Origin of the sequence: Photobacterium swingsii, from assembly GCF_024346715.1 — a bacterium.
GTDB classification, from domain to species: Bacteria; Pseudomonadota; Gammaproteobacteria; order Enterobacterales; family Vibrionaceae; genus Photobacterium; species Photobacterium swingsii.
This window is the reverse complement of sequence record NZ_AP024853.1, coordinates 752,297-772,387: the sequence shown is the minus strand read 5'-3', so window position 1 is coordinate 772,387 and position 20,091 is coordinate 752,297. Positions and strand designations below refer to the sequence as shown.

Annotated in this window: 15 protein-coding genes; 8 read left to right on the top strand and 7 right to left on the bottom strand. The window is 42.4% G+C overall.

Features of this window, described 5'->3' with window-relative positions:
* The first annotated feature begins 290 nt into the window (after positions 1 to 290).
* The gene (locus OCU77_RS20810) at positions 291 to 1,325 is read left to right on the top strand and encodes a zinc-binding alcohol dehydrogenase family protein (protein ID WP_048900932.1); all 1,035 of its coding nucleotides are present in this window, start codon (positions 291 to 293) and stop codon (positions 1,323 to 1,325) included.
* 203 nt (positions 1,326 to 1,528) lie between these two features.
* Positions 1,529 to 2,446 carry a LysR family transcriptional regulator gene (locus OCU77_RS20805; protein ID WP_048900933.1) on the top strand — a complete coding sequence of 306 codons (918 nt, stop codon included), beginning with the start codon at positions 1,529 to 1,531 and terminating at the stop codon, positions 2,444 to 2,446.
* Positions 2,447 to 2,559: 113 nt separating this feature from the next.
* Here the strand turns inward: OCU77_RS20805 and OCU77_RS20800 are convergent, their stop codons facing one another.
* From OCU77_RS20800 to OCU77_RS20790, 3 genes are all read right to left on the bottom strand, one after another.
* A complete protein-coding gene (locus tag OCU77_RS20800; RefSeq protein WP_107302732.1) occupies positions 2,560 to 4,089 on the bottom strand; it encodes a YfcC family protein in 1,530 nt (509 codons plus the stop codon).
* 297 nt (positions 4,090 to 4,386) lie between these two features.
* A complete protein-coding gene (locus OCU77_RS20795) occupies positions 4,387 to 5,949 on the bottom strand; it encodes a glutamate synthase-related protein (RefSeq protein ID WP_048900934.1) in 1,563 nt (520 codons plus the stop codon).
* A gap of 307 nt (positions 5,950 to 6,256) precedes the next feature.
* Positions 6,257 to 7,219 carry an agmatinase gene (locus OCU77_RS20790; RefSeq protein ID WP_107302731.1) on the bottom strand — a complete coding sequence of 321 codons (963 nt, stop codon included), beginning with the start codon at positions 7,217 to 7,219 and terminating at the stop codon, positions 6,257 to 6,259.
* A 209-nt stretch (positions 7,220 to 7,428) separates the two neighbouring features.
* On the opposite strand from OCU77_RS20790, the gene OCU77_RS20785 reads away from it, so the two are divergent.
* The gene (locus tag OCU77_RS20785) at positions 7,429 to 8,319 is read left to right on the top strand and encodes an ArgP/LysG family DNA-binding transcriptional regulator (protein WP_048900935.1); all 891 of its coding nucleotides are present in this window, start codon (positions 7,429 to 7,431) and stop codon (positions 8,317 to 8,319) included.
* A 9-nt stretch (positions 8,320 to 8,328) separates the two neighbouring features.
* Here OCU77_RS20785 and OCU77_RS20780 read toward each other — a convergent pair whose 3' ends face one another.
* The 3 genes from OCU77_RS20780 to OCU77_RS20770 all read right to left on the bottom strand — a co-directional run bounded on the left by OCU77_RS20780 (position 8,329) and on the right by OCU77_RS20770 (position 13,473).
* On the bottom strand, positions 8,329 to 9,276 hold the full coding sequence (locus OCU77_RS20780) for an FAD:protein FMN transferase (protein WP_048900936.1): 948 nt from the start codon (positions 9,274 to 9,276) through the stop codon (positions 8,329 to 8,331).
* 179 nt (positions 9,277 to 9,455) lie between these two features.
* Complete coding sequence (locus OCU77_RS20775; protein WP_048900937.1) at positions 9,456 to 12,470, bottom strand: NADH-dependent flavin oxidoreductase; 3,015 nt, start codon at positions 12,468 to 12,470, stop codon at positions 9,456 to 9,458.
* 469 nt (positions 12,471 to 12,939) lie between these two features.
* Positions 12,940 to 13,473: a dihydrofolate reductase family protein gene (locus OCU77_RS20770; protein WP_048900938.1), complete on the bottom strand. Its 534-nt coding sequence runs from the start codon at positions 13,471 to 13,473 to the stop codon at positions 12,940 to 12,942.
* 129 nt (positions 13,474 to 13,602) lie between these two features.
* Between OCU77_RS20770 and OCU77_RS20765 the strand changes: the two genes are divergently transcribed.
* The 4 genes from OCU77_RS20765 to OCU77_RS20750 all read left to right on the top strand — a co-directional run bounded on the left by OCU77_RS20765 (position 13,603) and on the right by OCU77_RS20750 (position 17,954).
* On the top strand, positions 13,603 to 14,172 hold the full coding sequence (locus OCU77_RS20765) for a TetR/AcrR family transcriptional regulator (protein WP_048900939.1): 570 nt from the start codon (positions 13,603 to 13,605) through the stop codon (positions 14,170 to 14,172).
* Positions 14,173 to 14,567: 395 nt separating this feature from the next.
* Positions 14,568 to 15,947, top strand: a complete 1,380-nt coding sequence (locus OCU77_RS20760; protein WP_107302730.1) for a metal-dependent hydrolase family protein — start codon at positions 14,568 to 14,570, stop codon at positions 15,945 to 15,947.
* Positions 15,948 to 15,997: 50 nt separating this feature from the next.
* Positions 15,998 to 16,633, top strand: coding sequence for a DUF3299 domain-containing protein (locus OCU77_RS20755; RefSeq protein WP_048900609.1), 636 nt, complete (start codon positions 15,998 to 16,000; stop codon positions 16,631 to 16,633).
* 76 nt (positions 16,634 to 16,709) lie between these two features.
* Entirely contained in the window at positions 16,710 to 17,954 is a 1,245-nt protein-coding gene (locus tag OCU77_RS20750) for a carbohydrate porin (RefSeq protein WP_107302729.1), read from the top strand.
* 68 nt (positions 17,955 to 18,022) lie between these two features.
* On the opposite strand, the gene OCU77_RS20745 is transcribed toward OCU77_RS20750, so the two are convergent.
* A complete protein-coding gene (locus tag OCU77_RS20745) occupies positions 18,023 to 18,274 on the bottom strand; it encodes a hypothetical protein (RefSeq protein WP_048900610.1) in 252 nt (83 codons plus the stop codon).
* Between the two features lie 755 nt (positions 18,275 to 19,029).
* Here OCU77_RS20745 and OCU77_RS20740 point away from each other — a divergent pair.
* Positions 19,030 to 19,998: a diguanylate cyclase gene (locus OCU77_RS20740; protein WP_048900611.1), complete on the top strand. Its 969-nt coding sequence runs from the start codon at positions 19,030 to 19,032 to the stop codon at positions 19,996 to 19,998.
* Positions 19,999 to 20,091 lie beyond the last annotated feature (93 nt).

Here is a 20,091-nt window from a genome sequence, read left to right as displayed (position 1 = left end):
TCATCTTGGAACTTTTTATCCATAATCTCGCGAGAAGTGAGAGAGAGCAGCCTTATGGTGTTGGTGGGTAATCATGCTTATTATCAAAAATAAATTGAAAGTATTTCTGTCATAGCATGGTTTTTCTTATGTAATCTTCACGTTATTGTTTATCCCATGCTTTATTTGAAAGCCTAGTGTTTAAAGCGCCCATACAAATTAACGCTGAGCGATAGTTTTAGACGGCTATGTATTGCGGTACTTAGCATAAAACCCGCAGGCGGATAACAATATTATCGGAGAAACATATCATGCCAGTCCCTTCTACAATGCAAGCTATCGGCTTTACTCAATCATTACCTATTGAACAGCCTGAAAGCTTGGTTGATTTCACAACAGCAATGCCAACCCTTGGTGATGATGATTTGCTGGTAAAAGTGAGTGCGAATTCGATTAATCCGGCGGACGCAAAAATTCGTGTACGTGCAGCGGCAGATAAAACATTAGAGCAGCCTCGTGTGCTTGGGTTTGATGCTGTGGGGATTGTCGTTGCGACAGGAAAAAACGTAGCGGGCTTTGCGACTGGCGATCGTGTTTACTATGCTGGCGATGTGACGCGATCAGGATCAAATGCAGAGTATCAAGCCGTTGACCACCGAATTGTGGCCCATGCGCCACTCAGCCTGACTGATGCAGAAGCTGCGGTAATGCCATTGGGCGCATTAACCGCGTGGGAAGCCTTGTTTGATCGTTTACGCATCAAGCCTACTGAGAAGAAATCCCTACTGGTCATTGGTGGTGCTGGTGGTGTGGGTTCTATTACTATTCAATTGGCGAAACAGCTGACTAATCTGACGGTTATAGCAACGGCTTCTCGTCCTGAAACCGAACGTTGGGTAAAGCAAATGGGAGCAGATCATGTTGTTAACCACCGTGATCTTGTAAATTCTGTGCGTGAGCAAGGGATCGAGCATGTCGATTACATTTTTAATGTTGCTGATACCAAAGGACATTGGGATGCCATGGTAGAACTGATTGCACCACAAGGTATGATCAGTTCAATTGTTGAATTTGATGGCGGCATCGACTTGTCTCAACTTCAAGGCAAATCGGTGGGCTTTATTTGGGAACTGATGTTTACTCGCTCGCTATTTAAGACGGATGACATGATTAAACAGCAAGAAATATTGTTCCAAGTGGCGAACTTGATTGATGCTGGCCGTATTCAAACGACGCTCACAGATACTATCGACGGTTTTGGTGCCGATGTGATGAAAGAAGCCCACCGTCGCATTGAGACTGGTGCATCAATCGGCAAAATTGCGATTAACTTTGCTAACAGCTAGGGTTAAGCTCTCAACAGACTTTCAATGACGATCAATAAGCCCGCTTATTGATCGTTTTTTGTTAGGGGCCCATTTGGCGCGTATTCATCTTACTTTTCTTTTATCTTGTATTGAGTAGGCATTCAAGTGCTTGAAGCATAAATTATAAGCATTATAATTTCCTCACTATTATCAAAAAATTTTAGACAATCAGTGAGAGAGATATGTTGCTAGAAGATCTGCAAATTATACTGAAAGTCGCTGAGTTCCGAAGCATAACAGCCGCTGCAGCAAATTTAGATATGCGCACAGCAACGGCGAGCGCTGCGGTAAAACGCGTTGAGAGCGCATTAGGTTTAGAGCTTTTTATTCGTACAACGCGTCATTTAAGGTTGTCGAGTGCTGGTGAACGTTATATCCCACAGTGTGAGCAAGCCTTACTCATGTTGGATCAAGCAAAGCAAAATATGAAAGATGGGTTAGACATCGTTGACGGTGAACTGCGTATCGCACTGTCATCGGATTTAGGTCGAAACCTTGTGCAGCCTTGGCTTGATGAATTTATGGATGCGTATCCTCAATTAAGTGTCCGCGCCAATATTAGTGATAGCAATGTTGATTTTTATCGAGACTCTGTCGATATGGCCTTGCGTTACGGATCGCCAACCGATGCCAATATGTACGGTTTTAAAATCTGCGATGTACCTCGTGTACTTTGCGCGACAAAAGCGTATTTAGCGCAACATGGAACACCTAGTGTACCGAGTGATCTTACTCAGCATAATGCGCTGCTTTATCAGCTTCATGATGTCATTCAGGATGTCTGGGAGTTTTCAGCAGATGGTGTTAAACATAAAGTGAAGCTAACCGGTAACAGGGCATCAAATGATGGCGATATGGTACGGCGTTGGTGTATCGCTGGACACGGGCTTGCGGTGAAATCCAGTTTAGATATGTCACAAGATTTGCTTTCAGGTAGCGTCGAAAGTGTCATGTCAGCATATCAGGCGACGCCTACTGAGCTGTGGTTAGTTTGCCCAAGCCGACAATCGATTACTCCGGCGGTGCGTTTGTTACGGGATGCTTTTAGAGAGAAAACAGCAGTGATACTTGAACAGCTTGCAGATAAAGGTGTTATTTAAGACTGTTGTACAATGCCGTAGAGCCTTGATGAAAGAATGCCGTTCATGATTTTGAACGGCATTGTTGTGCTTCACTTGAGCTTCTTAATCTCGCTTTGTTGAAAGATCAGCAATTAAATATACACACTGACTAGCAAGGTCGTGGCGGATAAGGCTATTAATATCCCTAGTAGTGGCAATACAAATTTAAGCCACTTATCAAAGGTGACATTCACCATCGCCAGTGATGCTAAGACTAAGCCTGTTGGGGTAATAAAGGCCATTAATCCCATACCAAATTGGTAAGCACTGACAATATTGTCACGAGGTACACCCACTACATCCGCTAACGGTGCCATGATAGGCATCGACAATACGGCTAAGCCTGAAGAAGACGGTACGAAGAAAGATATTCCCGCGAACAAGAACATCATCACTACGATAAACACGCCTTTGTCCATACCATCGACCATTGCGGCACTGGCATGCAAGATTGAATCACTGATCATACCGTTATCCATTAGCACAGTGACCCCACGAGCAATCGCAATGATCAAAGCGACCCCCAATAAGTCGTTAGCACCTTGGATAAATTCAGTCACAAACTGCTTTTCAGGAATGCGGTCAACGATGGCAATAATAATGGATGAAACAAAGAACAGCGTCGTCATCTCTTCAAACCACCAACCTAAAGATGATACGCCGTACACCATGATGAAGAAGGTTGATGCAAACAAAATCAGAATGAGTGAGTGATGTTTTTCAAGTTTACTGTGATCTTGGTCGGCTGACACATTTTTCAAGAAACGCGCTTCGATCTCTTTCTTTTGGTTATAGATCAAAGATTGAGTTGGATCGGCTTTTACTCGCTTAGCATAGCGAATGATGTACAGCATGCAGGTAACAGTACCAACAATAAGCAATGCAAGACGAGAGTTAAGCCCAAGTGTCCAGTTAATGCCTGCTGCGTTAGATGCGATGATGGTCGAGAACGGGTTCACGGTTGAACACATGGTACCGATTGAAGAACCTAAGTAGATAGCAGCAAGTGCAACGATAGCGTCATAACCTGCGGCGATAAAAATGGGCACTAGGATAGGGTAGAAAGCGATGGTTTCTTCGGCCATCCCAAAACTGGTACCGCCAAGGGAAATAAGCGCAGTAACAATCACAATTAACCAGGTTTCTCGGCCTGTCATCACATGTGATAACCGGTTGATCCCTGCACTGAAGGCTCCTGAGTGATTAACGATACCAATAAAGCCACCGATGACTAACACAAAGAAGACCACATCTATCGACTGATACATCCCTTGAATAGGCGCTTGGAATAAATCCATGATCCCTTGTGGATTCGGGTCGACGGCAGTATATGAATTGGGGATCCCAACAGGTTTATAGATATCCCCATTCACGAATTTTTCTAAGTCCGCTTTAATACCGACACTATCGAGACTGTCTTGCGTCGCGGGTAGATCTGAAGTGGTGCCATCAGCATAGGTAATTTCAAACTTATCGCCCTGATACGACAGTTTGTTATATACCCCCGCGTCAACCACCCAAGTAAGTAGTGCAACAATTGCCGCGACTGCAAATAACACAGTATAGGCGGATGGAAAGCTCAGCCCTTTTTTGGTGGGTGCTTGTGTCTCAGTATCACTCATACGCTAACAACTCCATGTTGGTGATTGTAGTTCATCGCTGTTTTGTTTGTTTCTTGCTCTTTTGTCGAGTTTATAGGCTGAATTTAATACTGTTCGCTAGATTAAAAATCGTACTATGTCGCAAATTTGTAGATGTATTAACTAATATTTACCGTTAAATCTTATATTTTCGACTTTCGGCATTCTCTGCAGTGTTCTCTTGAATGAGTGCATTATGAAATGACCGTTAAATCAATGAATCGAAACACAAGATGAGTACCTTAAGGCTTTAATCGTCAAGGGTTTATTAACTTGCGATCAGTCTTTGCTCTTTAATCCCGCGTACTTCACACCAGATAAATGCGCCATATCTTGATGCCAGGTTGCGAGATCATTTTTGTTGAAATCATGTAGGTGATGATGACCACAGGCACGGGCCATGACTTGCATCAGTTCGACAGAGGCTTCGAAAAAGTTATGTAATTGCTTGGCTGATTTCTCGACGTTTAAGCGCTGGCGCAAATCAGCTTTTTGGGTTGCAATCCCTGCGGGGCAGTTGTTGGTGTTACACATACGCGTAGCGACACAGCCGATTGATTGCATTGCACTGTTTGAAATTGCGACACCGTCGGCACCTAATGCCATGGCTTTGACAAAATCAATTGGAACTCGTAATCCACCAGTAATGATCAGGGTGACTGTGCCGCTCATGCCTTGTTGATCAAGATAATGCCGAGCACGGGCAAGGGCTGGAATAGTCGGTACACTGATATGATCACGAAACATTTCAGGGGCCGCACCTGTGCCACCACCACGGCCATCAAGGATGATGTAATCGGCGCTGGCATCTAAGGCAAATTGAATGTCTTGTTCTATGTGGTTTGCGCTGAGCTTAAAGCCAATAGGGATACCGCCCGTTATTGATCGAACATGATCGGCAAAACGTTTGAAATCATCGGCTGTGACTAAATCTTTAAAGGTGGGCGGAGAAATGGCCGCTTCACCTTCTGGAATACCGCGTACCTGAGATATTTTCCCGGTATTTTTATTGCCCGGTAAATGGCCGCCAGTCCCTGTTTTTGCGCCTTGGCCACCTTTAAAATGAAAGGCTTGGACATTTTTCAGCAAGTTTTCATCGTAACCAAATTGTGCGCTGGCAAGCTCATAAAAGTAGCGTGAATTTGCTGCTTGCTCCTCGGGTAGCATGCCGCCTTCACCCGAACAAATGCCCGTACCCGCAAGCTCAGCCCCTTTGGCGAGCGCTGTTTTAGCTTCTTCTGATAACGAACCAAAACTCATGTCTGAAACAAATAAAGGAATGGATAATTTGAGTGGCTTGTTAGCATTGGGGCCGATCACTAATTCAGTACCAACGGGAATATCTTCCAGTAAAGGTTTTGTGGCCATTTGGGCAACCATGATTTGCAGATCGTCCCAATGTGGTAGTAGGTGGCGGGGTACTCCCATGGATGTCATCGGCCCATGATGACCCAGTTTAGATAACCCTTCACGGGCAAGCTGATGGATAAAAGCAACGGTTGGCTCTTCTATGGTTGGAGTGGCTGCAGGCGCTGTTGTCGAGGGTGAACCGGTTGCAACTTGAATCTGCACACCAGGCCCTTCGTTACCGACTTGTTCTGCTGAAAATTGCTTGTGGGAGCCATCGCAGAAAGGGGCATTCGCAGTGTGTTTACATTGGCAGAGGTAACTGTCCCCCGTTTCTTCTGCGGTAAAGCTTTTGGGCTTGAACCCAGTTCCCGCATGTGAGCCGTCGCAAAAGGGCTGGTTGCTCGAACGTCCACAGGCACAAAAATAATATTCTTGTCCTTTTGTCAGTTCAACTTTTATGGGTTTGTTGTCCGCAACGATTGGTTTATCCATTCTTTTACCCTTATTGGTCAAATTGCTTCTATTTCATCAAGCGCACGATGCCATTGTTGCTATGGCGCGCTGATGAGTTTCCGCTGAATTCAGACAGTGGCACTGTGTGAAAGTACTGTGTGAAAGTTTTGACCAAGATTGGCAATCTTGCCATTTGTGAAGGAGTAATGGGGGAGGCTTCGGAGGGCTGTCGCGATAAGTTGACACGAACTAGCGAATTTACTTTATGAAATAGGCCAGTTCGTATTGGAATCAGTCGTTTTATATGGTGTATAGAGATCGAATGTGAAGAGGTGAGAGGAGGTGGTTAGTCATAATATCCCGCTCGTACCGTGGCGCCAATAAAGTTACAAAGTAGGCGTTCCGCATGGATCATAGAGATATTTCCCACATCGCATGAAGGCGTAATTTCGACCAAATCCATGCCTACTACACGACCTTTATTAACCAGCCCATGTATCAGCTTATGAAGCTGAACCCAGTTTAGCCCTCCTGCTGTTTGTGCCAGTACCGCTGGCATTATGGTTGGATCAATACCGTCTGCATCTATGGTTAAATAGTAAGTACCGCCATCAGGAATTGAAGCTAATACGTCATCCATGCCCTTATCATGTAATTGATAAGCTGTGGTAATTTTGCTGCCGTGAGCAATAGCATCTTGTACTTCTTGAGTTTGAGCGCTGCCAATACCTCGCATACCTATTTGATGAATGGCTTTGATGTGCGGAAGTTCAGAGGCTCTGCGTATCACGCTCGAATACCCATTCTTTTCACCATTGATTTCATCACGCCAATCAAGGTGAGCATCAATATGGATCAGTGTTATTTCTTTATCCAATACCTCTAAGGCTTTCATGATTGGAATAGGCACACCATGATCACCGCCTAAGGTGATAAGTACGGAGTTAGCTGAAAATGCGGTGCGAGCAATGGCTTCGGCATTCTCATAATGTACAAGAGGGTCGGTTAAACTGGCACGTGCATTGCCACAGTCGACGATGTTAAGGCTTTTGCCATCAAGCAATGTTCCACCTAAATCAAAATCGTAGTTGTTAAGCGTCATCTCAATTTCAGTTCTTGTCGACCAATGACGAATATGATCAGGGGCGAGGCTTTGGTCATTCGCCATGCCATCAACGCTATAAGCCATCCCAAAAGGTACGCCTAATATTGCTATATCCGCAGAAAAGTCATCGAAATTTTTAACCAGAGGAAAATTTAAGAAAGTTTGTGGCGCTTTTGTTGGTGCTTCATTGAGTAACTTGGACATACCTATTCCCTTGTCTATGTGATCGTAGAGAAGCTAGATGGATATAAAGTTGTGTTGTGAGCAGCGATAGTATGAAGTGATCGCTCTTTCTCTCGATGGCTCTATCAGAGAGTTGGTGTTTGAAGACATATTAAGTAGTGTTTATCGTTGAATAAAACTAAAAATACTTATATATCTTTAGTAAAACTAAATATGCAGGTGTGCTTGAGATGCTAGATCATCGAGAAATGGAAACGTTAATAGCGATAGTTGATGGACAAAGTTTTGATAGTGCTGCGCGTCATTTAAATATTTCGCCAGGTGCAGTGTCGCAGCGAATAAAGTCATTGGAAAATCGTGTTGGTAGCTCGGTGTTGATCCGTAGCACGCCCCCTAAAACAACAGCGGCTGGAGAGCAGGTCTTAAGCTATGCGCGTAGGATGTTTCTGCTGCAAAATGAAATGAGCTTAGCGTTGAAAAATCACCTATATTCCGGTGAGCTATCGCTTTCTATTGCCGTAAATCACGATTCATTAAGTTGTTGGTTTATCGATGTTGTCAGTTGTTTTAGTGATCACCCACACTTGTCATTTGATATTCACACCTCGAATACAGTCACTACCCAAGCCTTGCTGAAAACTGGGGACGTCATCGCTGCGATAACCTCTAACGGTAATCAGATAGCCGGCTGTAAGACACGATACTTAGGCAGGTTGGAATATATTCCTGTGTGCTCCCAGTCTTTTTATCAGTCGCATTTTTGTGCTGGTATCGATAAGCAAGCATTAATGACTGCTCCTATTGCTATTTTTGACAGAGAAGACGATTTAGCTGAGCGGTTTGTTGCGGGGTATGGCGTAAACGTTGAGCAGGTGAAAACGCATTATATTCCAAGTTCTCATGTCCTTTTAGATACGGTTAAAAAAGGGATAGGGTGGACCATGATCCCCAAGTTATTGATTGATGATCAGTTACTGAAATCTGAGTTGGTAGTGATGGATAATCAATCTTTGTTTGTCGAGCTGTATTGGAACACATGGGAGCAAGTATCAGAGGTGATATCGCAGGTAGAAAAGCAGGTTATTGCGGTGTCTAAAACAAAGTTGATCCAAAATGAGTAAAGCACTGTGCTATTTGGCGTAGCTGATAGCGCTTCCATTATCAATTAACCCTTGAGTCACGTGGACTTCCCCACGATTTGAAACAGCGATAGCTTCTATGCCTGCTTGCTGATTTAGGTAATGAAGCGCCTCGATTATCGAGGGTAGAAAGCCGGCGGTGCTCCATATTTCACCATCTATAGAATGTTTAGAAATGATCGTGAGGCTGGCAATGTCGGTTGAAATCGGCATGCCTGTTTTTGCATTCAACAGGTGATGATAGCGCTGGCCATTCGAATGGAAAAAGCGCTCATTTATGCCAGACGTCACCATAGATGCACCATGAAGAGGAACTGCGCGAATGATGGAACCTCGTTCCGCAAAAGGGTGTTGAATGCCGACATTCCATGCTTGGTTGGCATTGTTTGGTGAATGGCCGATGGTTAAGACATTCCCACCTAAACTGATAAAACCATGCTTAACGCCAGCGTTTATCAGTTGCTTTTTCACTTCATCAGCAAAAAAGCCTTTGGCAATAGCGCCTAGATCAATTTCCATATGGGGTTGGCTGAGGAAAACCGAGTGATTGTGCTCGTTTAAAATAATGTTTTTAGGATCAACCAAGGACAGTTTGGTTGCTATTTCCTCTGGTGTGGGCACCTTGGCATCATTAAAGCCGATACGCCAAGTTTTAACCAGTGGCCCTATCGCGATGTTAAAAGGGTTGGCAAGATCTTCACTGATTGTTTTGGCTATTTTGATCAGGTTAAAGAGATCGGGTTGGACCCTAACAGGTGAAATACCGGCATGACGGTTAACGCGCATTAATTCAGAATCAGCTTGATTCACGGTGAATCGCTGAGCGTATTGATGAAGTTGGCGATAAACATCTTGAATTAGTTGCTCACCGTTTGAATGGTGAACAACTAAGTCTATGAATGTTCCCATCATTTGGAATCTGGTTTGATACTTTGCCATTGAGGTGTGATTACCTGTGGGTTAGACGAAAAAGGGTCATGATTGAAACGTAAGAAGAGGGAAGCCGTGCCTCCCTCTGTGAATGCCAACCTTAATTTAACGTTAAGGAAATAGTGAATGTTTGCTCTGTATATTAATATCAAGCACCAAGGCACTATCTCCTTAGCGTCTCACTAGGCTTAACTGCGGTTGGCTGCACTTTCACCGGCAATACGACCATAAGTGAAGATATCAATTAATGCGTTGCCACCTAAACGGTTACCTGCGTGGATACCCCCAGTGATTTCCCCCGCCGCATATAAGCCCGAAATGATCGCACCGTCTTTGTTGATTACCCGTGCTTTTGTATCAATCTTTAGTCCCCCCATAGTGTGGTGAACAGAAGGTTGACGTGGCGTGGCATAGAAAGGAGCGTTTTCTACTTTTAAGCCAAATGCACTTTTGTTGAACTCAGGATCATGCCCTTGTTCGACACAAGCGTTGTATTGCTGGATAGTTTTCGTTAACTCCGTTTGTGGCATTCCAATTTTTTCAGCCAGCTCTTCAAGGGTATCAGCTTGAATGATGATGCCTTCTTTGATTTCTCGCTCGATAGTTTCCTCAGAGGTATTCGCAGCAGTTTGACGGATCTTGTCATCAGCAATCATATAAATCAGACCACCGTTATCAAAGAAAGCTTCAGATAGCACATCGCGACTGCCGCATTCATCCACAAAGCGTTTACCTTGTTGGTTAACGAAGACAAAGTTCTCTGGTGGAACGATCAGTCCAGTTAGCAATGCGCCAGATTTAGGATCACCGATTGGCATGAGTTGTACAAACCCCATACCGACCAGGTCTGCACCGGCTTTTTCACCAATTTCGATACCATCACCGATGAGTGCTGGGGAGTTGGTTGTTTTGATATCATCGGCGATCTCTTTCCAGTACGAGTTGTACTTTTTGATCATCTGTGTATTGGCACCAAATCCACCTGAAGCGAGTACGACACCATGATTCACTTTGATGACAAGTTTGGTACCGTTCGCTTGTGTTGCTTTGATACCGATGACTTTGCCATCTTCGATCATCAGATCTGTAGCGCGTGTATCGGTAATGATGCGGCCATTTTGTTCTTGAATACGCTTTTGCAGTTTATCAACAAACTCAACGCCTTTGGGGCGTTTAGGCTTGTGTGCGCGACGCCATAATGCCCCAACAGGGATTTCAACAACGCTGCGGTCAAAATCGATGCCTTTTTCGCTTAACCAGTCAATTGACTCCATTGCACGCGAGGTTAGGGTTTCGACTAAATCGTATTGGCCATAAATCGATTCACCGTTCAGGTCGGTGCGTTTACCACCGAGGTAAGTTTGAATACGGTGTAATTCAACAGAATCAAATAGGTATTGCTTGCCGCTTGCGAGAGCGCTGAAGTAAGTATCTAATTGTGATTTAAGTACTTTAAAATCAGCAAGGTACTCATCTGTAAATTCTGACTCTGGCGTTTGAGCCAGCGCCATTAGGGTTTCTTTTTCGCCTGGTAGTGCGGCGAAATCATTTTGCCATTCAGGTTCAGCGGCATTTACCCAACCACCAGTACGCACAGTGTTGCCACCAATTGCTGGGAATTTTTCGAGTAAAATAACCGACTTGCCTTTATCAAGTGCTGTCAGTGTGGCACTCAACCCCGCGCCGCCGCCACCAACAACGACGATATCTACGTTTTCTTCGATGGTTTTAGATGACCACTCAACCGCTTCTCGGGCTTTACAGCGTAGCGCTTCTGAGTTACCACCAGCGAGATCAACCGCATTGGACACACCATCGATAACGGCTTGGCTACTAACCGTTGCACCAGAGATCACATCAATATTTAAGGTTTGACCATCGATAATTTGTTGTGGAATACGTTCAAATGCAGGGTTGGCAATACCGTCTGATTCTTTTGATGAGTCAACCGTAATTTCAAGGATCTTATCTTCTGAGAAGGTCACAGTGACAGGTAAGTTACCATTATGACCACGGCCATAAGCGGTATACTCACCGGAATCAAACTTAATTTGAACGTTTTGTAACTCTTTGATGCGCTGGTGTTTTAGTGCTTCGGCAGCACTATCTACAATCATATAATCCATGATATCCCACAGTGGGGTAGGAATGAGCAAGGCTTCTTGCTGGGCAATGTCCGCAAATTCAGCACAGGTTTCATTCTTTAATGCTTTAGCGGCCCATGTTGGTTCGACTAAGTAGCCTTTACCCACACTCACCATGTCGTAGCCATGTGCGAGCGCCTTTTCTGCATCGGTCGTTTGTGCAATACCACCGACTCCAATGACTGGTATTTTGGCAACGGCTTCAGATTGAAGCTGACGGTATTTAGTGATGAGTGGCTCTTTATCGTCAGGGGTAACAATAGAATTACGTACCCAACTACCCATTGAAAAATGGAAATAATCCAAGCCGTGTGTCGCCAGCTTATCTAGCAGGTACATGGTATCGTCGAAGCGGATACCTGGCTCTTCAATTTCTTCAGGTGAGAAGCGATAACCGATGATGAAGTCCGACTTATTATGCGATTGTGCGACTTGTTTGGTTTTATCTAAAACGGCAAGTGGGAATCTTGTGCGTTTCTCAATATCGCCACCCCATTGATCATTTCTACGGTTGGAGTGTGGAGAGAAAAATTGTTGGATTAGATAGGTGTTTGCACCGTGGATCTCAACACCATCAAAACCAGCCAAGATGGCGCGGTTAACAGCATTACCGAAATGCTCAATCATTGCAGCAATTTGAACTTCGGTCATTTCAAGCGGTGTTTCAGCGTTATCCCTAAGTGCTGCAACTGGACTCGCTGAGATAGGTTGGTGACCACCATTGAATTCTGGGTTTGCCATGCGACCAGCGTGATAGATTTGCAAAATAGCTTTGGAGCCTTTTGCTTTGATAGCATCGGCAAGTTTTTTCAGTCCCTTGATTTTGCTATCAGTATCAATACCCAATGCTCCGGGGAAAGCACGGCCATAATTTTCTACGAAGGCACTTTCAACAATAATGGCGCCCGCATCACCGGCGCGAGAGGCGTAATAGGTGATCATCTCTTGTGTCACGCCGCCATCAAAAAAAGCGGATTGAATCGTCATTGGCGCCATTACGATACGATTCTTTAGCTGGACCCCTGATTGAAATACGATTTCATCGACTAACTGAGTCATCAATTTTTCCTTTTTACAGATTAATTTTCATATAAAACAAACCTGTAGGATTAGTTATTTTTGTTCAGGTACGTTTTATATGAAAACTGGGAATCTAAACTGGATATAAAGAGCAGGTATGAAAACACCATGACCCTGCGGTAACGCTTCACTGCGTCTATAACCACAAAAATTATATTGATTTAAAATTATGAGTAAAATGAATGGTTTGCATTGTTTGTATGACATAAACACATAAATGTTATTGTCTGATGATGAGAGAGCTTGGTAAACCTTGGGTAATCGTCAGTGAGGGCGTATACAAATCCCATTAATTATCAGTGTGTTAATATTGGTTGTTTAACAGGGAGGGAGGTATGACGTTTAGCGGTTTTCATCATTCATGATGAGTGGATGGCTTTGTTATTATCAACGCCGTTAAGCGCTGATAATAGGTATGTCGACTTAATTATCCGTAGTTTGGTATCAATTACTTATTACGTAAAAAGCGGTTTTGTACAATACAGCCTAAAAATTGCTGCGACTCAATATGCTTGAATTTTAACGGTGCTGCTAGTTCGCCAAACAGTGAAATACCACCACCAAGTAACACGGGAATCGTGGTGATGATCATTTCATCGATCATGTCTTCTTTCAGAAAGTTTTGGATAGTCACGCCACCATCAATGTAAAGGCTGTTGAAGCCTTGCGCATTAATTTGACCAACTACGTCTTTTAGCTCTCCCTTTACGAGGAAGATTTTGTCTTCATAGCCAGCAGGAACCTCCGCCATGGTGTTGCTCAAAACAAAAACAGGCTTTGGGTAGGGCCATTCACAGTCAAAACTGAGTACCATCTCCATAGTATTGCGGCCCATCACAAGGGCATCAATGCGATCGATAAATGTGCTGAACCCCATGTCAGATCCCTCAGGGTTCGGAATTTCGTGTAACCAATCAATTTTGTTGTTTTTGTCTGCAATATAACCATCAAGACTGGTTGCGATATAAACGATATTCGACATTTTTGACTCCGCGTACACTGATCATTTAATACCAATCATGACTTATCTAGATGGGTATCGGTTTGCAATTTATGTATAACACTATAAAATATTCTACAGTGTAGAAATTAATTGTAGCGAGTGATCTCCATGAGTGTCAACGATAAAAAACGAGGCCGTCCGAGCGGAAAGGGGAGCCAGCTTAGCCAAGCGGTTATTATTGCGCAGGCGAAGAGTTTAATGCAGGCAGAGGGGAAAACGCCGAGTATTCGTAAGCTAGCGTCGGCATTGAATGTTGATGCGATGGCGATTTACCATTATTTCAAGAATAAAGATGCGCTACTTGAAGCGATTACTGTTTCTTTAATTTCAGATGTCTATGAGCCCGTGGGTCACCAAGATTGGCAGAGTGAATTAGAGCAACTCTGCCACAGTTATTTGGCACTGTTAGGGCAGTATCCTGGTTTATTAGAAACCTTGTTAACGATGAAATCAGCAGGACCCGCTCAGGTTTTTATCGAGCGATTTGACCTTGTGGTTGCGCCTTTAGGTTTACAAGAAACAACCCGCACCGATGCGCTTAGCTTGCTGGTGGACTATTTACACGGCTTTGCATTGGCGATGAAGTGTAGCGATGGCGCATTGACTATCGATATGTGCCAAGGCGCTTTGACCCTGTATTGTCGTGGAATGTCGAGTGAAAGGGCGGTCAACATATAAGCCCGCGGTAATAACAAAGCGTTATGCATTGTTAGAGCATAGTCAGAAAAGAGTTCTATTTCTTAATATAAAGAAGTGCTTGTATATATGGGTTATTGATATTTTCTTATCTATTAACCTTATTATATTAAGGTTATTATATTAAGGTTATTATATTAAGGTTATTATATTAAGGTTATTATATTAAGGTTATACATGCTCAAACTCATGCTGTTAATATAATGCTGTTGTTTTGATTCTATATATTATTCTTAGTTCTTGAATTCTATTTTGTATACTTTATTGACAATATAATACGCATGGTCTTAACTTTTGATGAGATTTTCACCCTTTATATCTCAACTTTATGATTGTGATAGTAAAGGTGAAAATATTTTATATAAAAGGGACTGAACATGAAGATTGTTATTCTCGCGCCACTACTCATCTTAATGATATCAAAAGCTTTTTCTGCAGAGGAAAAACCTGTTGCACAAATACTATTCAAGAATGTCGATATATTTAATGGTATTGAAAATAAGTTGTTTGAAAATCATTATGTATTGGTTGAAGGGAATATCATTAAGACCATTTCTGATAAAGACATTAAAGTTCGAGATGACGCGACGACTATTGATGGGACGGGAAAAACCCTCACGCCAGGCTTTATTGAAAACCATGCGCACTTGATGCTCATGGGGCCAAATTTACCAGCAATGGAAGCAAATATGACTTGGGAGGATTTTGCTATCCATGGTGCTCGAATGGCAGAGATGTATTTGATGCAAGGCTTTACGACGGTACGTGACGCAGGTGGGGCAAACGGTGGCTTAAGGAGAGCCATAGACGCAGGGGAAATTGTGGGTCCACGTTATTATCCATCGGGTGCTTTTCTTGGTACTAGAGGGGGACACGCTGATTTTGCCAATTTCACGGCTCCAGTGGGTAGTGAAACCAATTTTGGACGCCTGAATATGGCGCAAGAAGTTGATAGTGTTGCTGACGTTAAAAAGTACGGAAGAAATAATTTCCGTATGGGGGCGACTCAATTGAAATACATGCAGTCTGGCGGAGTCGTGTCAGCATTTGACCCTTGGCAACTTTTGGCGGGTTCTCCTGAAGAAATCAAAGCTGCTGTTGCTGTCGCTGAGAGTTATGGTAGCTATGTAATGGCGCACTCTTACCGTAAAGAAGCCATTCTTAGTGCTCTTGATTCAGGAGTGATCTCGATTGAACATGGTTTTGCTTTTGACTGTGATATTGCCAAAGTCATGATTGAAAAAGGCGCATATATAACAACTAACTTAACGGCATTTGATCCCGGTCTTTTGGATATTCCTGCCGTTAAAAATGTAGCTTCGAGTTTAGCAAAAGCGAAATCAGCAAGTGAAACCTTTAAAAACTACATCCCTAATATGAAGAAGTGCCCAGTTAAACGGGGGTTTCAGACTGACTGTGTTGGCTCTGTAGATGCTTGCAACATTCAAATAGCTTACGAAAAACATTTAAATAATGCGTTCTTCGGCCCTTATGAATCATTGAAAACCCTGACGTCTGTAGGGGGCGAGATATCTAAATTAACCGGTGATTTTACTAATCCATACCCGAAAGCTAAGTTGGGCGTGATTGAAACTGGCGCGTATGCCGACATCTTGCTGCTTGATGGTAATCCCTTAGATGATTTTTCTGTCGTGGGTACGGGTGATAAATGGTTTGATGCTGAAAAGCGGCCTGCAAGCCCTGAAACTATTGAGTTAATAATGAAAGATGGCGTTATTTATAAAAATACCCTTTAGTTTTTATTGTGTTAATTACTGCCATTTGAGTGTTTGATGAAAGGGGCCGAATGTTGAAAAGACTTATTCCTTTTTTATTTTTTTTTATATCGTTAGGGTGTTTTGCTAACGATCCAATCACGCTTGATTGGCAAACATTAAGGCCTGAAGTAGGCCCTAATCCGGTGATACTTCCTGAACTCAGCGATGAAAATAGGCGCCAGATTCAACAGATTTTTACTTTGATGAAGTCTGATGATCCGCAAGCTTTGGACCGAATAACACTAATTAAAAAGCAGTTAAACGCTAAAGGTGTTGACGCAGATGAACTGCTTGAATTACGAAGGCTGTACATACAAGCGCAAAAAAAAGTGGCTGAAACGATCACTACGGCCTTCGATGGTAAGCATGTTCGCATTCCCGGCTTTCTTGTCCCCATTGAGTTTTCTGATGCTATGGTGGTGACTGACTTTTTACTCGTTCCTGTGGCTGGAGCTTGTATTCATATGCCGCCACCGCCAGCAAATCAGATAGTCCGTATATCTTTTCCTGAAGGTTACAAAATGAAAAACGTTCAATATCCAGTTTGGGTTGAAGGCGTCATTGCTTCATCTGTTGAATCGGAAGATGTCTATATCGTAGATGGAACCAGTAATATCACGATGGGATACAGTTTGAATGCTTCTAAAGTAGTTGATTACCAATAGCTTTAATTAGGAATGATGAGCAATCTAACTGTCGTGAATAATGCCTGAATGTTAGCGCGATTTGATAGGGCTAGTTATGCAATACTCGAGTATAAACCTTAGTGGATTACTGTTTACTTCACTGTTCTCTGCCTCGGTAGCAGGGGCAAATTTTGGTGGACCAGACTCTGTCGATAATACACTTTCAGAACAATCAACTGATAAACGTTCGTGGCGCGATGATCTCTCGCAAAGCGGTGTGAGCCTAGGGGCTGATTATAATGCTATCGGGTTTACCTCTGCCAATGGCAGCGACGGTAATCGAGTTAATACCAGTGGTGGTGTCGCTCGCTTTTATGGCCAATGGGACATTATTGAACTTGATACTAGTAATATCGGCAGCCTAGTGTGGAAAGTCGAACATCGTCATGCCTATTCAGATTACCCACCGAAAGATTTTAGTTTTATATCGGGTTTAAGTGGTGAAGAAGGCTTGGGCTACATTGGTCTTATTCAGCCTGCGTTTAATGATCAAGGCGCACGCCTTACGAATCTTCATTGGAAGCAGCGTCTCAATGACGGTAAAACCTCAATCATAATTGGCTTCCAAGATGTGACGGATTACGTTGATACTTATGCTTTAGCTAGTCCATGGACTGCTTTTTCCAATCTTGCATTTCAAACGGGTTCTGGCGCAATGGGTCTACCAGACGATGGACTTTTGGCGCTATCTGCGGCTCATATGGTTACCCAAAATTTTTATATTGTGGCAGGTTTGGCAGATGCCAATGGTCGCTCAGACATAGATGAGGTATTTAAAGGTTTTGAGACTTTGTTTAATAAACACGATCTTTTTACAACGTTAGAGGTGGGTTGGACTGCTTCGCAAGAACAAATATATACAGATAATATTCACCTGACGTATTGGCACATCGACCCAACCTTTAATGACGATGGCAGTACCAGGCACAGCGCGTTTGCAAGCCAAGGGCTGAATTATTCGTTGAGTTACTTTGCTACACCGCAGCTGATGCCGTTTTTTCGTGGTGGGTTTTCACTTGAAGGTGATGCAGCGTTATATGATGTTTCTGTCTCGGCTGGGCTTGGTTACTTTGGATTAGGTGCACCAACGCATAACCTTGGCGTTGCGGTGAATTGGAGTCAAGCAAATAAAGAGGCGTGGGGAATGAATGATAGTCAATCGGTTATTGAGGTTTTTTATAACATGCAGTTTGGAGAGTTTATTCAGCTGACACCGGATATACAGTGGATCAATAACCCTATACTTTCGACAGAGAGTAACGCCTTTGTCTTTGGGGTAAGAGGGCGGATTTTTATTTAAACGGTTTACGATGACATGGTTCGGTCAATAAAAACGCCACCCAATGGAAGGTGGCGTCATGTCTAAAATTAGTGCTTATTACGCTTTGGACCTGTGCGAACCATCTCTTTACCGTTTTCATAAACGTCTTGAGAAATCCAACGACCCAGCAGTAATTGATGCTTATCATCTAACACAGCAACAAACGGACGGCCGTCGGTGTTGTTGGTTGCCATTGCAATACCTGCAACGTTTGTTAGACCAAGACCACCGTCTTCAACTGAAATAAGAAAACGCTCAAGTTGGTCTAGGGTTTCGATTACATCATTTTCGATATTCATGATTACACTCTGTATTGTTACTTGTATTGCTAGTTTACGCCTAGCAAGAACGCTATATACCGCGTACTTTACAGGTGAATAGTCGAGAATAAAACTCTCAGCCTGCTATTCTGGTTACTCTATAACTATCGGTATGATTTCTGCTCATAAATTAGTGTATAGCCTTACATTAGAGGTTTGTCATAAGCATCTGGTATTGCGGGCTTGCATACGGCTGATATGTCCTACTGGATAAGTATGGCCACTATGTTGATTATCTTGGTTGTTGTTTCGAAAATGAGTATTTTCCATGCCGATTTTAGAGAATGGCATTAAGCATAAAAAGTTGTTATTCACGGTTAGTATATATTTAACTTTCTTCCTATTGTATATGCCTATTATTCAGTATACTTTATATTAAAGTGACATCTTAAATGCAAGGTAAACACCTAGAATAGTTTAAGCGTTTATCCAAGAAGACGTATTGCAGTTGTCATTTTAGCTATTGAGTTTTAATTGAAGGTTGGCAGTTAATAATTGCTCTTAAATATTATCTTTTACATTGTTGTACCTGCCATTTAGGCTGATTGTGATGGTAAATAAAAGATATAAGGAAGGACGTTATTATAAAAATATCATATAAAAAACACATCATAAATGTGGCATTGAGTTCGGTTGTTATCGTGTGTACATCTTTTGTTGTATTACTTTTCTATGAACATAAAAAAATTTACGAGAAAGTACACTTTGAAATAAATAAGGCAAAAGAGTATTCAGTGTTAAATAAACAAATAATCATTCACTCAGAACTAAAAGGAAAGGGAGATTTAGTTAAAACACTGTATATGATAAAGGAGTTTAAGACATTAAATGTAGCCTATGAAAATGGGACTAACATCTCTAACTCTGAATTAGTAACATCAGATTTTGATAGTAAGAGTCGATCATGGTACCAATGTGCAAGAAAAAAGAAGGCGAATGAATACTGTATAAGTAACGTATATGAGAATGCTTTTCCACCTTATGATTTAGTCTTTACTGTATCATACCCAATTTTTGTCAATGATTTACTTTTAGGGGTAGGGTTAACCGATATACGTAAAGAAAGTATAGATAAGGGTAATTATGTTCTTAAATTTAAGCGCTATGATCAAAAAAACAATGCAATTTACCTCGATTTTGAATTAGGTAGAGTATTTGATTTATTTACCTTGCTCGTGCCTCTATCTATCTTGCTGGTTTTTATTAAGTTGTTGATACTAAATTACTTGTATGGTCTTAAAATTGATGGCCTATCGGGGTTAAGAAGGAGAGATACATTTAAAGAGCATAAAGTAGACAAGAGAACAAAGGCATTCTGTTTTTTTGATCTTGATAACTTTAAAAAGATAAACGATAACTACGGTCATGATGTCGGTGATAAAACGATTAGAGCTTTTTCTGATTGTATTAAAACGAGTATCAGGGAGTCTGATGTGGCGTTTAGGTGGGGAGGAGAAGAGTTCTTAATTATTCTTCGAGGTAATAAAGTATCATCGTCAGATATCCACTCAATCTTAGATCGTTTACGTTATAAAATTGAGAGTATTGACCTAGAGGGAATCCCAAAATTCACCGTTTCTATTGGTTTTGCTGAATATAGGCATGGTATTGATATTGCTCAGTGTCTTAAAAATGCAGATGTTGCATTGTATCGTGCAAAGCAAGCAGGGCGAAATTGTGTCATGGGTTATCAGTATAGCTAGTGATTAACATTTTGTAACCATATTGCCGTTATATAATATTGTCATTGTGTTTTTGATTATATTTGCGCCGCGATATTTAGAATGAACACAGGT